The organism is Wenyingzhuangia fucanilytica, from assembly GCF_001697185.1.
In the GTDB taxonomy this organism is placed as follows: domain Bacteria; phylum Bacteroidota; class Bacteroidia; order Flavobacteriales; family Flavobacteriaceae; genus Wenyingzhuangia; species Wenyingzhuangia fucanilytica.
Genome location: NZ_CP014224.1, coordinates 3,334,329 through 3,349,263 on the forward strand (window position 1 = coordinate 3,334,329; position 14,935 = coordinate 3,349,263).

General features: G+C 32.9%; 16 protein-coding genes. 10 read left to right on the forward strand and 6 right to left on the reverse strand.

The features are described 5' to 3' along the window. Positions 1–20: 20 nt before the first annotated feature. The gene (locus AXE80_RS13770) at positions 21–1,169 is read left to right on the forward strand and encodes an alpha-hydroxy acid oxidase (protein WP_068828365.1); all 1,149 of its coding nucleotides are present in this window, start codon (positions 21–23) and stop codon (positions 1,167–1,169) included. Positions 1,170–1,226: 57 nt separating this feature from the next. On the opposite strand, the gene AXE80_RS13775 is transcribed toward AXE80_RS13770, so the two are convergent. Next, entirely contained in the window at positions 1,227–1,562 is a 336-nt protein-coding gene (locus AXE80_RS13775; RefSeq protein WP_068828367.1) for a single-stranded DNA-binding protein, read from the reverse strand. Positions 1,563–1,730: 168 nt separating this feature from the next. Between AXE80_RS13775 and AXE80_RS13780 the strand changes: the two genes are divergently transcribed. Further along, positions 1,731–2,078: a hypothetical protein gene (locus AXE80_RS13780; RefSeq protein ID WP_068828369.1), complete on the forward strand. Its 348-nt coding sequence runs from the start codon at positions 1,731–1,733 to the stop codon at positions 2,076–2,078. Here the strand turns inward: AXE80_RS13780 and AXE80_RS13785 are convergent. Genes AXE80_RS13785 through AXE80_RS13795 form a run of 3 tightly spaced genes read right to left on the reverse strand, consistent with a single transcriptional unit; the run spans position 2,068 to position 4,695 of the window. After that, positions 2,068–2,553, reverse strand: coding sequence for a threonine/serine exporter family protein (locus AXE80_RS13785; protein WP_068828932.1), 486 nt, complete (start codon positions 2,551–2,553; stop codon positions 2,068–2,070). The two genes, AXE80_RS13780 and AXE80_RS13785, sit on opposite strands and share 11 nt — an antisense overlap. 3 nt (positions 2,554–2,556) lie before the next feature. Continuing rightward, on the reverse strand, positions 2,557–3,333 hold the full coding sequence (locus tag AXE80_RS13790; protein ID WP_068828371.1) for a threonine/serine exporter family protein: 777 nt from the start codon (positions 3,331–3,333) through the stop codon (positions 2,557–2,559). A gap of 3 nt (positions 3,334–3,336) precedes the next feature. Then, positions 3,337–4,695: a serine hydrolase domain-containing protein gene (locus AXE80_RS13795; RefSeq protein ID WP_068828373.1), complete on the reverse strand. Its 1,359-nt coding sequence runs from the start codon at positions 4,693–4,695 to the stop codon at positions 3,337–3,339. A gap of 120 nt (positions 4,696–4,815) precedes the next feature. On the opposite strand from AXE80_RS13795, the gene AXE80_RS13800 reads away from it, so the two are divergent. The 3 genes from AXE80_RS13800 to AXE80_RS13810 are packed head-to-tail and all read left to right on the forward strand — an operon-like array spanning position 4,816 to position 7,481. Then, positions 4,816–6,030 (forward strand): aminotransferase class V-fold PLP-dependent enzyme, encoded by a 1,215-nt coding sequence (locus AXE80_RS13800; RefSeq protein WP_068828375.1) that lies wholly within the window; start codon positions 4,816–4,818, stop codon positions 6,028–6,030. Positions 6,031–6,047: 17 nt separating this feature from the next. Next, positions 6,048–6,506 carry a DUF1569 domain-containing protein gene (locus AXE80_RS13805; RefSeq protein ID WP_068828377.1) on the forward strand — a complete coding sequence of 153 codons (459 nt, stop codon included), beginning with the start codon at positions 6,048–6,050 and terminating at the stop codon, positions 6,504–6,506. A 48-nt stretch (positions 6,507–6,554) separates the two neighbouring features. Then, entirely contained in the window at positions 6,555–7,481 is a 927-nt protein-coding gene (locus tag AXE80_RS13810) for a methylenetetrahydrofolate reductase (RefSeq protein WP_068828379.1), read from the forward strand. Positions 7,482–7,563: 82 nt separating this feature from the next. Here the strand turns inward: AXE80_RS13810 and AXE80_RS13815 are convergent, their stop codons facing one another. Beyond that, the gene (locus AXE80_RS13815) at positions 7,564–8,559 is read right to left on the reverse strand and encodes an aspartate-semialdehyde dehydrogenase (protein WP_068828381.1); all 996 of its coding nucleotides are present in this window, start codon (positions 8,557–8,559) and stop codon (positions 7,564–7,566) included. Positions 8,560–8,848: 289 nt separating this feature from the next. Here AXE80_RS13815 and AXE80_RS13820 point away from each other — a divergent pair, with 289 nt between their 5' ends. The 5 genes from AXE80_RS13820 to AXE80_RS13840 all read left to right on the forward strand — a co-directional run bounded on the left by AXE80_RS13820 (position 8,849) and on the right by AXE80_RS13840 (position 14,113). After that, the gene (locus AXE80_RS13820; protein WP_068828382.1) at positions 8,849–9,709 is read left to right on the forward strand and encodes an AraC family transcriptional regulator; all 861 of its coding nucleotides are present in this window, start codon (positions 8,849–8,851) and stop codon (positions 9,707–9,709) included. Between the two features lie 185 nt (positions 9,710–9,894). Further along, entirely contained in the window at positions 9,895–10,557 is a 663-nt protein-coding gene (locus AXE80_RS13825; RefSeq protein ID WP_068828383.1) for a succinate dehydrogenase cytochrome b subunit, read from the forward strand. Positions 10,558–10,568: 11 nt separating this feature from the next. Beyond that, complete coding sequence (locus tag AXE80_RS13830; RefSeq protein WP_068828384.1) at positions 10,569–12,581, forward strand: fumarate reductase/succinate dehydrogenase flavoprotein subunit; 2,013 nt, start codon at positions 10,569–10,571, stop codon at positions 12,579–12,581. A gap of 14 nt (positions 12,582–12,595) precedes the next feature. Then, the gene (locus AXE80_RS13835; RefSeq protein ID WP_068828934.1) at positions 12,596–13,336 is read left to right on the forward strand and encodes a succinate dehydrogenase/fumarate reductase iron-sulfur subunit; all 741 of its coding nucleotides are present in this window, start codon (positions 12,596–12,598) and stop codon (positions 13,334–13,336) included. 72 nt (positions 13,337–13,408) lie between these two features. Next, a complete protein-coding gene (locus AXE80_RS13840; RefSeq protein ID WP_068828385.1) occupies positions 13,409–14,113 on the forward strand; it encodes a 2-phosphosulfolactate phosphatase in 705 nt (234 codons plus the stop codon). A gap of 52 nt (positions 14,114–14,165) precedes the next feature. Here the strand turns inward: AXE80_RS13840 and AXE80_RS13845 are convergent, their stop codons facing one another. Next, entirely contained in the window at positions 14,166–14,933 is a 768-nt protein-coding gene (locus AXE80_RS13845) for a TatD family hydrolase (RefSeq protein ID WP_068828386.1), read from the reverse strand. Between the last annotated feature and the right edge of the window lie 2 nt (positions 14,934–14,935).

Sequence of the window (14,935 nt, forward strand, 5' to 3'; positions counted from 1 at the left end):
TATAAAAACTTATTTTTAAGATGGAAATAAAAATCAATACCAAGTATCCTTCTATGGATGACTTAAGAAAAAGAGCAATGGTAAAAATGCCAAAATTTGCTTTTGAGTATTTAGATGGAGGATGTAATGAAGATATCAATTTAGATAAAAACAGAACGGATCTTCAAAAAATAGAGTTGATGCCTCAGTATTTATCAAAGTTTGATAAATCTAGTATGGAAACTGAGTTGTTTGGAAAAACATATTCAGCTCCTTTTGGTATTGCACCAGTTGGTTTGCAAGGATTAATGTGGCCTAATGCTCCAGAAATTTTAGCAAAAGCAGCTAAAGATCATAATGTTCCTTTTATTTTAAGTACGGTAACTACTACTAGTATAGAGCGTATTTCTGAAATTACTGAAGGTGATTTTTGGTTTCAATTATATCATCCAACAGCAGAAGATGTAAAAAGAGATGTAATAGACAGAGCTGAAAAAGCAGGTTGTGATGTGTTGGTCATTTTAGCTGATGTACCTACGTTTGGTGTAAGACCAAGAGATACTCGTAATGGATTAGGAATGCCACCAAGAATGACATTAAAAAACATTATAGAAGTATTAAAGCATCCTCATTGGGCAGCACTAACATTAAAACATGGTCAGCCTAATTTTGAAACGATGGCTAAATACATGCCTAAGGGAATGAATTTACAGCAATTAGCTCAGTTTATGGATGCCACTTTTACAGGTAGATTAAACGAAGAAAGAATTGCTTCTATTCGTGAACAATGGAAAGGTAAATTAGTAATCAAAGGAGTAGTAAGCGAAGAAGATACAGAGAAAGCAATTAAGTTAGGAGTAGATGGATTAATTGTTTCTAACCACGGAGGACGTCAGTTAGATGCTGGTCAATCTTCAATTGTTCCTATGACTAATTTGGCTGAAAAGTATGGAGATCAAATTAAAATTATGGTAGACTCTGGTTTACGTGGAGGTCCAGATATTGCTAGAGCTATGGCTAGTGGAGCAGAATTCACTTTTATGGGTCGTAGTTTTATGTACGGTGTAGGGGCTTTAGGTAAAGAAGGAGGAAATCATACTATTTCTTTAATGAAGCGTGAATTACAACAAGTAATGGAGCAAATTTGCTGTCAACATACAGGGGCTTTTAAACCTCATTTAATTAAGTAATAAACTAAAAAAAACCTCAGCAAAATGCTGAGGTTTTTTGTTTTTAATAACTGTGGGTTATTTGTTACCCAACATCATTAGTTCGTTAACCACAATTTTAGTGGTGTATCTCTTGTTTCCTTCTTTGTCTTCCCAGCTATCGTTGGTTATTTTTCCTTCTATGGCAATTTGACTTCCTTTGTCTAAATACTTTTCTACAATATCTGCGGTTTTGTTCCAACAAACTAAATTGTGCCATTGTGTATCTGTAACACGTTCTCCTTGATTGTTGTAATAAGTGTCTGTGGTAGCTATAGAAAAATTAGCTACTTTTTTGTCTTTTCCAAAAGTCTTAATTACAGGTGTTCCTCCTAAGTTTCCAATTAACTGTACTTTGTTTCTTAAATTATTCATAACGTAAATTTTTAAAGATTAATAATGTTTTTTACTGTTTGATACTGCAAAGATGAGGTGACTTAAAACTTTTACTCGGTTGATAAATATTTGCTTTCGTATATAAACGATTGTAGTCGTTTACAATCGGTTTTAGTATATTTATAGAATATCATATAATATGAAGCTATGGAAGAAAAATATTGCTTAGAATGTGGAGAAAAAGTTGTTGGGAGGTCTGATAAAAAATTTTGTAACGATCAGTGTAGAAACGCTTATAACAATAAACTTGAAGTTGGTAATAAGAGTTTGGTAAGAAACATAAACAATGCCTTAAAAAAGAATTATAAGATATTGTGTGAGTTAAATACTACAGGAAAAACCAAAGTGCATAAAAACACAATGGATGAGAAAGGATTTAATTTTAATCTATATACCAATATTTATCAAACCAAAACAGGCAATCAATATTACTATTGTTATGATGAAGGTTATTTGCTTTTAGAAGGAGATTATGTTTTGTTGGTTAAGAAATAATTTTAATTTTTTTGGCAGACGTTTTTCGGGTGATTAACATAGGAAATGAAACTCCTGCGGTTAATGATATGATCACAAAAACGGCAATTGTAGCATTGTTAATTGTTTGGTTCAAAACAAGGTCATAAGTTTCGGTACTTATTTCGCTTGTTAGCTCAATAAACCCTAACATGGTTTTATAAGCAAAAGCTCCTGGAATCATAGGGATTACTGCTGGAATAGAAAATACCAGAGGAGGTGCGTGCTTACCATGAGCAGCAGGAATACTAAGTATTCCAATAAGTGTGGCTCCAATTAACGAACCAATAATAATATGCACCCCATAGTGCATAAGAAGTAGTTTTGAAGAACCTCCTACAGCAGCAAGTAAGGCAATAATTATTAAAGTACGTTTAGGTACATTAAATAAAATAGCAAATCCAATAGCTGCTATGGCTAACCAAAAAGCCATTTCTATAAAGTGTAGTATATCCATCATTTAGAAATTAAAAATTAACATGGTTACTAACATTCCTAACGAAATACAGAAAGCAATGACCATGGCATTTGTTCCTCTTACCATTCCGTTCATAATATGTCCATCTAAAATATCAGAAAAAGAATTGATGAGCGGCACTCCAGGAATCAAAAATAAAACTGCTGTGGCAAAAGCCAAATCAGGATGATTACCTATGCCAAAAAATCGTGCAAAAGAAGTAATTAAACAAGCGGTAAAAGATGCAAAAACAATACTTAAATATGGATTAAACTTTATACTAAGCGCATAATGTCTAACCAAAAAAGCAATAAAAGTTGCAACAAAGGTGGTGCATAAATCAATATATTCTCCTCCAAACAATCGGCAAAAACCAGCATCTGCAAAACTTACAAATATCATGGTAATTAGCAATGGATAACGATTTAATTTTGTTAATCTGTTAAGCTCTTCTTTAATTTGGTTTAGTTCCCATTTTTCTTCTATCACCTGCCAACTCATTTTACTAATTCCAGATACTAAAGTAAAATTGGCTCCGTGAGGTGGTGTTTTTTTAAAACTGTTATATACTTCTTGGGTTTTAAGATCTTTTACCAATACAAAAATGGTTCTTTGTGTGGTTAAAGTTTCTGTTTCATAACCTAGTCCATCAGCAATACGTTCCATAGTTATTCTTATTCTATTGGTACTTGCTCCAGAAGCCATAAGTAAACATCCAATTTCTAATAAACAATCGGCAGTTTCTTGTAAGGGTTTGTTAGGGTGTAAAGGGATATTCATAAATTATTGTATGCTTTTGCAAATAGTTTTTAATAAATGATCAAACATCGTATAGAACTCTGTTCTGTTTAACTCTGTAACACCAAAACGAACAACTACTAATTCTTTTGATGGAATTACAAAGATACGTTGTCCTTGAAAACCATCAGCATAAAAACAATCTTTAGGAACATTAGGCATATAATCTCCTTTGTTTAGCCACCAATGTCCTCCGTATTCGTTGTTAGAAGTTTTGTTAGGTGTTGTAATATAGTTTACCCATTTTTTAGAGACAATTTGTTCTCCGTTCCATATTCCATCATTTAACATTAATTGACCAAATTTAGCCCAATCTCTTGTGGTAGCCCAACTGTAAGAAGAGGCTACGTAGTTCCCCATAATATCTGTTTCCATCAACATGGAATGCATTCCAATTTTATCTATAAATTCTTGATATGGAAAATCTAAATATTCTTGGTGAGTATTGAATTGTTTTCTTAATAAGGCTGATAAAATATTACTAGTTCCAGATGAATAGTTAAAAACAGTTTCTGCTGGGGAGGTTTGTTTTTTTGATAGCGGTCTTTTTGTTAAATCATTGTCTTTAAATAACATCTTTGTAACATCGCATATGGTTGAATAGTTTTCTTCCCATTCTAAACCGCTTTCCATTCTTAGTAATTGGCTAGTAGTAATGTTTTTTCTATCATCTTTTAACCAATCAGAAAAAGCAGTAATTGGTTGGTTAATATCAAAATCACCGTCTTTTTCTAGTATACCAAAACAAGTGGTTAATAAACTTTTGGTAATAGACCAACCTTGTAATAATGAGTTTTTATCAAAGCCATCAGCATATTTTTCGGCAATAATTTGTCCTTTATAAAGTACTATTAAAGAACGGGTGTTTTTGGGTTTGTTTTTATAATCACCTACAAAAGAATTGTTGATTACATTGTTTAATAATTGATAATCAACATTATTAAAAATGGTGTCTTTAGCAGGTAAATTTCCATAAGGATATGGAAGAGGAATAGAGGTTAAGTTTCTATTAGGTTTTAAATAATCATCTGTTAAAACAGTATCTTTATTTACCAATATAGCTCCAATACCATCTCTATACACAGCTTTTTCTTTGGCAAATCCCCATACATTAGAGGTGGCTATTTTTTCTTTGAGGTTAATTTTACTGTTTGCTAATTTAATTAGCGGACTACTATTGTCGGTTTTATTTGTGTAATCCTCAGATCGGTTAGCAATAAAAAAACTACTAGCTAAATTTTTTGCAGCAAAACCTGAAATTAATTTTAGTTTAGGAGCGTTATAAAAAATGATAATTAGGACGATGAATAATGAGGTAAAGCCTATCATTTTAAGGGTTTTCATAGAGAATGTTTAGTTTACTACAAGTTAGTAATTTTTTAGGATTAAACTTTAAAAAGAGTTTGGTTAAGCTTTTTAGATTTTGAGCTTAAAGAAGTACCTTTGTCACAAAGATTTATATCGATGATTCATATAGAAAAAGTAAGAGCAGATTTTCCCATTTTAAATCAACAAGTAAACGGAAAACCTTTAGTGTATTTTGATAATGCAGCTACAAGTCAAAAACCACAAGTGGTGATAGATGCGATTACTAATTATTATAGCACCATAAACTCTAATGTTCACAGAGGGGTACATACTTTAAGTCAGCTAGCTACCGATGAGTTTGAGGCTACAAGAAAAAAGTTAAAAGCACATTTTAATCCTAAACATGAGCACGAAATTATTTTTACTCGTGGAACAACGGAGTCTATTAATTTGGTGGCTACAACTTTAACATCATTGGTAAAAAGTACTGATGAAATTATTATTTCTGCATTAGAGCATCACTCTAATATTGTGCCTTGGCAAATGTTGTGCGAAAGAACTGGAGCTACTTTAAAAGTAATTCCAATGAACGATGAAGGAGAGTTGCTAATGGATGTATATGATGAATTGTTGACTGAAAATACAAGAATAGTAGCAGTTAATCATATTTCTAATGCTTTAGGAACCATAAATCCAGTAGAAGAAATTATAGAAAAAGCGCATAAAGTTGGTGCTTGGGTGTTGATAGATGGAGCACAATCTACTCCACACATGAAGGTTGATTTACAAGCGTTAAATTGTGATTTTTATACTTGTTCTGCTCATAAAATGTTTGGACCTACGGGTATAGGATTTTTATATGGTAAAGAAGCTGTTTTAAATGAGCTGCCACCTTACCATGGAGGAGGAGAAATGATTAAAGATTGTACGTTTGAAAAAACTACTTATGCAGAATTGCCTCATAAGTTCGAAGCAGGTACTCCAAATATTGCAGATGTAATTGCCTTTGGAACAGCTATAGATTATATCAATAGCATTGGAATAGAGAATATTGAAGCAGCCGAACATGATTTGCTGATTTATGGAACAGAGCAATTGAGCAAAATTCCAGGATTAAAAATTTATGGAACAGCAAAAAATAAAGCAAGTGTTATTTCTTTTAACATTGGAGATATACACCCTTTTGATATTGGTACTATAGTAGATAAATTAGGAGTTGCGGTTAGAACAGGTCATCATTGTACACAACCAATTATGGCACGTTTTAATATTCCGGGAACCATAAGAGCTTCTTTTGCATTTTACAATACCAAAGAAGAAATAGATATTTTAGTAGCAGCTTTACAAAGAGCAGCAACAATGCTTTCTTAAACTCATTTTAATTAATCATGTCTTATCCATTTATTTTTGATGCAGATACTTTAGAGCAAAATAAAGTTCGTTTAGATGCTTTAACTAGTAGTACTCAACCTTTATGGGGAAAAATGAATGTGGCTCAAATGTTAGCTCATTTAAATGTTTCTTATGATGTTGCTCAAGGAAAAAATAGGGTAAAGTTAAACCCTGTGATGCGTTTTTTCTTAAAAACGTTTATTAAAAAAGGAGTGGTTGGAGACAAACCTTATCCTAAAAACGGAAGAACTGCTCCGTATTTTTTAATAGTTGATGAAAGAAATTTTGAAGCTGAGAAAAAGAAGTTATTAGAAAATATGCGATGGGTTTTTGATAAAGGAGAAACTTTTTTTGAGGGAAGACCAACAGAATCTTTTGGTAAATTAACAGCAAAAGAGTGGAGTAATTTATTTCAAAAACATTTAGATCACCACTTTAAGCAATTTGGTGTGTAATACAAGATGTTCGAGCGGAGTCGAGAACAAGTAATTCGATACAAAAAGATGAATTCACAAGAATTAAAAAAGAAGATAGAGAATAAAGAAGGAGGTTATTTGTTTTACGGATTAACTCCTCCAAAAATATCAACACCAGTTGAAAAAATAGATGGAATTTCTCAACGTCAAATAGAGCGAATTAAAAACTTACCTATTGATGGTTTGGTTTTATATGATATTCAAGACGAATCATCTAGAACACACTTGCCAAGACCCTTTCCGTTTTTACATACTTGGGCTCCAGATGAATATGCAAATCAATATTTACAAGAATTAAACGTTCCTAAAATTATTTATAAGAGTGTAGGGAAATTTACCGAAAGCTCTTTAAAAGAATGGTTAGTTGCTAATGAAGACACTATTGATTTAACAGTTTTTGTTGGGGCTCCGTCAAAACAACAACAAGTAAATTTATCTTTACAAGATGCGTATAAAATTAAAAAAGCATCTAATTCTACCATAAAATTAGGGGGAGTAACTATTCCTGAAAGACATTTTGCTAAAGGAGATGAGCATATACGTTTGAGTAATAAAATTGGTAGTGGATGTACTTTTTTTATCTCTCAATGTGTGTATAATCTAGACAATGCAAAAAGTTTTTTATCAGATTATCATTATAAAACTCAAGAAAAAAACATTGCACCTGCACCTATCATTTTTACTTTAACACCTTGTGGGTCTGTAAAGACTTTAGAGTTTACAAAATGGTTGGGGATTGATATTCCTAGGTGGTTAGAAAATGATTTAACATCTTCTGAAGATATTTTGGCAAAATCTATAGAGGTTTGTAAATACATTGCAAAAGAATTAATCAAGTTTGCAAAAGAAAAAAATATGCCTATAGGTTTTAATATAGAATCAGTAGCGATTAGAAAAGCAGAGATAGAGGCTTCTATAGAGTTGGTTAAATCTGTAAAGGAAATGATGATTTAATTTGCAAATAGATCAATCTAAAACATAAAAAAACCTCATCTAAATTTTAGATGAGGTTTTTTATTTATAATTAAAAGGTTTGTTATCCTAATAAACCTTTAGAAATTAAATATTCTGCAATTTGAACAGTGTTTGTTGCAGCTCCTTTACGTAAGTTATCTGCTACTACCCACATGTTTAAAGTGTTTGGTAAAGATTCATCTCTACGAATACGTCCTACAAAAACTTCATCTTTATCATGAGCTAAAGCTGGCATAGGATAAATGTTGTTTGCCAAATCATCTTGTACAATTACTCCTGGAGTTGCTTCTAAAATAGCACGAACCTCAGCCAAATCAAAATCATTAGCAAACTCAACGTTCACAGCTTCAGAGTGACCACCAGCTGTAGGAATACGTACAGCAGTTGCAGTTACAGCAAAAGAATCATCACCTAAAATTTTCTTAGGCTCTTTTACTAATTTCATTTCCTCTTTAGTGTATCCGTTTTCCATGAAAATATCACAGTGTGGAATTGCATTACGGTTAATAGGGTAGTTATACGCCATTTCACCATCAGTAATTCCATTTTGCTCGTTTTCTAATTGTCTAACTGCGGCTACTCCTGTTCCAGAAACAGATTGGTAAGTAGAAACAATTAAACGCTTCATTTTATATTTTTTGTGTAATGGAGCTAAAGCCATCACTAACTGAATAGTCGAACAGTTAGGGTTAGCAATAATTTTATCTTCAGCAGTTAAAACATCTCCGTTGATTTCTGGTACTACTAATTTTTTAGTAGGATCCATTCTCCATGCAGATGAATTATCAACAACTGTTGTTCCTGCTTCAGCAAATTTTGGAGCCCATTCTAAAGAAGTATCTCCTCCTGCAGAAAACAAAGCTACATCAGCATTCATTTTTACAGCGTCTTCTAAAGTGACTACAGTATAATTTTTTCCGTTGTATTCTAATTGTTTACCAGCAGAACGAGCCGATGCAACAGGGATTAATTCTGTTACAGGAAAGTTTCTTTCTGCTAATACTTTTAACATTACCGTACCTACCATTCCGGTAGCTCCTACTACTGCTACTTTCATATGATTATCTTTTTAATTTCTAGTTTTCTGTTTTATAAGACTGCAAAGATGCTAAAAATGTGTGTTGTAAAATAGTGCTAAGGTTAAAATATGCACATTTTGTTAAATTTTTATCTAATTTATAAGTTTAGCGTAATAATTAAACCCAAATATCTTTTTAACTATTTGTTATATAGGTGTTTGTATGATGTGTTTTTCTGTAGCGTTAATTTTTATTTTGATACTTTTTTTGCTTTTATTTTGATGTTAAAAACAGATTAGGTAATTTCAATAAAAAATAGACATCGTTTTGAAACCAAAATATCTTGACAGGACCCCTTCACACAGTAGCTTTAATGTACAAGTAAAAACAGAAAAGCATTTTTTAAAAGTATGGCATTTTCATAAGGAGTTAGAGCTAGATTTTATAAGTTCTAGTTCGGGAACTTTGTTTGCTGGAGATTATATTGGAAAGTTTTCAGAAGGGAATCTAGTTCTTTTGGGTAAAAACCTACCTCATATGTGGGTAAATAGCGAAGAGTATTTTGTGGAAGATAGCGATTTAGTGGCAGAGGCTTGTGTGGTTCATTTTACAGAAGAATTTTTAGGAGAAGATTTTTTAAAACAGCCAGAAATGGTTGAGATGGAACAATTGTTTATAAAAGCAAGAAGAGGAATTGTTTTTAAAGGAGATACTTCTGTGGTAAATAAAAGAGTTCAGTCTTTAAAAAGATATTCTGGTTTAAGCAGAGTAATAGAGTTGCTTAAAATTTTAAATGTTCTTGCTAAATGGGAAGCCGTAGAGGTGTTATCTAGTCAAGATTTTGTTCAAAGTTTTTCAGACAACAAGCTTAAAAAGTTAGAAGCAGTTTATGAATATATATACAATCATTTTAATACTGATATTTCGTTAGAGAGAGTTGCTGAGGTTGCTTGTATGAATCCTTCTGCTTTTAGTAGATATTTTAAAAAAGCACATGGAAAAAACTTTATTAAATACGTAAATGAATTACGTGTTAATTATGCATGTAAATTAATTTTAGATAAAAAATACGCCATTATTGATATTTGTTTTGAATGCGGATTTAACAATTTATCTAATTTTAATAGACAGTTTAAGATGATTACCGGATTTGCCCCATCAAATTATTTAAAAGAATATAAAAAGTAGGCAAAATACGTAGAAATGACTCTTTTTTACTGTTAAAATTTTTAATCAAATGTGGAGATTTGATAATTCTTTAAATTTTAGCTTGTAATCTCTCTAAATAAAGGCTGAAAAAGGTGAATATCACATAATAATAAATCAAATCGTTTAAATTTGTTCTCGGTTATTAACAATTAATTTTAAAACTAATGAGTGGAGTTTTATCTTCTTCGATAGGAAGGAAAGTGGCAATGGCCGCTTCTGCTTTCTTTTTAATGTTTTTCTTGTTGCAACATTTTGCAATCAATTTAACATCAATTTTTAGTGCAGATGTGTTTAATGAGTTATCTCATTTTATGGGAACTAATCCTGCAGTTCAGTTTGCGCTACAACCAATTTTAATTTTTGGGGTTGTTTTTCACTTCGTAATGGGGTTTATTCTAGAAGCTAGAAATAAAGCTGCTCGTAGTGTAAAATACGTAAAAAACAATGGTGCTGCCAATTCTACTTGGGTAAGTAGAAACATGATTTATTCAGGTTTGGCAATCTTAGCTTTTATTGTATTGCACTTTATTGATTTTTGGTTTCCAGAAATCAATCACAAATACATCGCTATGTTACCAGAAGATCCAAACAGATACTATGGTGAATTAGTACACAAGTTTCACAGTCCAATAAGAACTGGAGCTTATGTAGCGGCGTTTGCATTTTTAGCATTACACTTATTACACGGATTTAAGTCTGCATTCCAATCTAGCGGAATGAGTGCTAAGCGTGCAGCTAAATTAGAGACTGTATCAAAAATTTATGCAATAGGTATTCCTGTAGGATTTATCATCATTGCTTTGTTTCACCATTTCAATCAACATTAAGACATTAAATTATGGCATTAGATTCTAAAGTACCTAAAGGTCCTATCGCTGATAAATGGACTAATTATAAAAATCATATCGACTTAGTAAACCCAGCAAACAAACGTAACATTGATGTTATTGTTGTGGGAACAGGTTTGGCAGGAGGTTCTGCTGCTGCAACTTTGGCTGAGTTAGGATACAATGTAAAAGCTTTTGCTTATCAAGATTCACCTCGTAGAGCCCACTCAATTGCAGCTCAAGGAGGAATTAACGCAGCAAAAAACTATCAAGGAGATGGTGATTCTACTTACAGATTATTTTACGATACTGTAAAAGGAGGAGATTACCGTGCTCGTGAAGCAAACGTATATCGTTTGGCAGAAGTTTCTGCAAATATTATTGACCAATGTGTAGCTCAAGGGGTACCTTTTGCTCGTGATTACGGAGGTTTGTTAGATAACCGTTCTTTTGGAGGGGTATTAGTATCTCGTACTTTTTACGCTAAAGGACAAACAGGGCAACAATTATTGTTAGGAGCTTATTCTGCAATGAACCGTCAAATTGGACGTGGAAAAATACAAATGTACAACCGTCACGAAATGATGGATGTGGTATTGGTTGATGGAAAAGCAAGAGGAATTATTACTCGTAACTTAGTTACTGGAGAAATTGAAAGACATTCTGCTCACGCTGTAGTAATTGCAACTGGAGGTTACGGAAACGTTTTCTTCTTATCAACTAACGCAATGGGGTCTAACGTTTCTGCATCATGGAAAATCCATAAAAAAGGAGCGTATTTTGCAAACCCTTGTTACACACAAATTCACCCAACATGTATTCCTGTTTCTGGAGATCATCAGTCTAAATTAACGTTGATGTCTGAATCTTTACGTAACGATGGACGTATTTGGGTTCCTGCTAAATTAGAAGATGCGCAAGCAATTAGAGAAGGGAAGAAAAAACCTACTGATTTATCAGAAGAAGAAAGAGATTACTACTTAGAAAGAAGATATCCTGCATTTGGAAACTTAGTACCTCGTGATGTTGCCTCTCGTGCAGCTAAAGAACGTTGTGATGCTGGTTTTGGAGTAAATGCTACAGGAGAAGCTGTTTATTTAGATTTTGCTGATGCAATTAAGCGTTACGGAAGAGAGCAAGCTTTAATTCATGGAGATCACAATCCTTCTGCTGAAAAAGTAGATAAATTAGGAAAAGAGGTTGTAAAAGCCAAATATGGGAACTTATTCCAGATGTATGATAAAATTGTAGATGAAGATCCATACAATACACCAATGATGATTTATCCAGCAGTTCACTATACAATGGGTGGTACTTGGGTTGATTACAACTTAATGACAACTATTCCTGGATGTTACTGTATTGGAGAGGCTAACTTCTCAGATCACGGAGCTAACCGTTTAGGAGCTTCTGCATTAATGCAAGGATTAGCTGATGGTTATTTTGTATTACCATACACTATTGGTGATTACTTATCTAAGGATATTAGAACAGGAAAAATTTCAACAGATTTACCTGAGTTTGAAGAAGCAGAAAAATCAGTAAAAGAACAAATTAATTTCTTTGTAAATAATAACGGATCAAAATCTGTAGATCACTTCCACAAACGTTTAGGTAAAATTATGTGGGATAAAGTAGGAATGGCTCGTAATGCTAAAGGTTTAACAGAGGCAATGACTGAAATTAAAGCTTTACGTGAGGAGTTCTGGAAAGATGTTAAAGTACCAGGATCTGCTGATACTTATAACGAAGAATTAGCAAAAGCTGGACGTGTAGCAGATTTCTTAGAATTAGGAGAGTTGTTTGCAAAAGATGCCTTGGTAAGAGAAGAATCTTGTGGAGGTCACTTCCGTGAAGAATCTGCTGAAACTGAAGGACCACAAGAAGGAGAAGCAAAACGTGATGATGTAAACTTTGCTTTTGTTTCTGCATGGGAATACAAAGGAGAACCTGCTGACGCAGTCTTACATAAAGAACAATTAGAGTTTAACGATATTGAGTTAAAAACAAGATCATATAAATAAGAAAGACCATGGATATGAATTTAAAACTTAAAATCTGGCGACAAAATGGAGCCAATGATGCAGGTAAAATGGTAGACTACAGCATTAGCAATGTGTCTCCAGATATGTCTTTCTTAGAAATGTTAGACGTATTAAACGAACAAATTATTAACGAAGGTGGTGAGCCAGTAGCTTTTGATCACGACTGTAGAGAAGGAATTTGTGGAATGTGTTCTTTGTTTATTAACGGAGAAGCACATGGACCAGATAGAGGAATTACTACATGTCAGTTACACATGAGAAAGTTTAAGGATGGAGATACTATTTATATAGAACCTTTCCGTGCTAAAGCATTCCCAGTAATTAAAGATTTAGTGGTAGATCGTGGAGCATTTGATAGAATTCAACACCAAGGAGGATTTATTTCTGTAAACACTTCTGGTAATACTCAAGATGCAAACTCGTTGCCTATTTCTAAGCATGCTGCTGATGAAGCAATGGATGCTGCAACTTGTATTGGATGTGGTGCTTGTGTGGCTACTTGTAAAAACTCATCGGCTATGTTATTTGTAGGAGCAAAAGTTTCTCAATATGCATTGTTACCTCAAGGTCAGGTAGAAGCTGCAGACCGTGTACGTAACATGGTTGCACAAATGGATGCTGAAGGTTTTGGTAACTGTACCAACACTGGAGCATGTGAGGTTGAATGTCCTAAAGGAATTTCTTTAGATAACATTGCTCGTATGAACCGTGAATTATTTAAAACAATGATCTAATTTTTTAGATGGTTATTATATAAAATCCCCTTTGATATTTTCAAAGGGGATTTTTATTTTTAAGAGTAAAAGATGAAAAAAATAGAAGTAGTAGTAGCGCCAGAAATTACATCAAACTATGATGTTAAAGGAAAGTTGGTGGTAATTATTGATGTTTTTAGAGCTACCACAACAATGGTTACGGCCATGGCCAATGGGGTTAATGAAATTAAAACTTGTTTAGAGGTAGAGGAAGCTATTGCTTTAAAAGAACAAGGGTATTTGGTAGGAGGTGAGAGAAATGGAGAAAAGGTTAAAGGAATGGATGTTGACAATTCTCCCTTGTCTTTTTTAAACGGAAAATACGCAAATAAAAAATTGGCGATTTCAACTACAAATGGAACCAAAGCAGTAGAAGTGTCTTTAGCTGCTAAAGAAATAATTATTGGAACTTTTGCTAATCTTACTGCGGTGAGTGAATATATTGCTCAATCAGATTTAGATGTTTTGTTGGTTTGTGCAGGTTGGAAAGGAAAAATGAGCACCGAAGATTTTATGTTCGCTGGTGCTGTGATAGCAAGTTTGTCAAATGAGTATTGTAATACAGATAGTGCAGATATTGCCAAGAGTTATTTTTTAAAACACGCATTAAATTACCAACAAAAACTAGAGGGTTGTGAGCATGCTCTTAGATTAAAAAAACTTAATAAGTTAGGAGATATAGCGTTTTGTGTTCAAAAAGATGTGTTTGCTATCGTTCCTAAGTTTAACAGTGCATCAAAAACTTTTGTATTATAATTAAAGATGATTTTAATTATAGGTTACGTTAGGTTATTGATAATAGAGCTAATTATACTCCAAAAACATCAATGCTATTTTGCGTAGTAATAGCTGCAATTTCTTCTAAACTTTTTTGATAAATAGTAGCAAGTTTTTCGGCCACATTTACAACGTAGGCAGACTCGTTTCTTTTTCCTCTAAAAGGAGTGGGTGCTAGGTATGGAGCATCAGTTTCTAGTACAATATGTTCTAAAGGAATCTCGTTTAAAAACTGATCTATTTTTCCGTTTTTAAAAGTAGCAACTCCACCAATTCCTAGTTTTAAGTTATAACCAATGGCTTTTTTAGCATCTTCTAAAGTTCCGGTAAAGCAATGAAAAATACCAAATAATTTGTCAGACTTTTCTTCTTCTAAAATCTCGAAAATTTCATTAAAAGCATTTCTACAATGGATGTTTATGGGTAAACCTAATTCTTTTGCCCATTGTACTTGAGTTTTAAACGCTTCCTTTTGTTGGTTGATATAAGTATCATCCCAGTATAAATCTATACCAATTTCTCCTACAGCTACAAATTTTCCTGTTTCTAACCACTCACGAGCAATGTTAAGTTCATCTTTATAGTTTTCTTTAATATGAGTAGGATGTACACCCATCATTAAATGAACGTTGTTAGGAAAGCTTTCGGCTACATCAAACATACTTTGGGTGTAATTTGAATCAACAGCGGGGATAAACAATCGACTTACACCAGATTTAATAGCGCGTTGAATCATTTCATTTCTATCTTCATCAAATTGTTCGCTGTTTAAGTGTGTGTGTGTGTCTGTAAAAATCATAT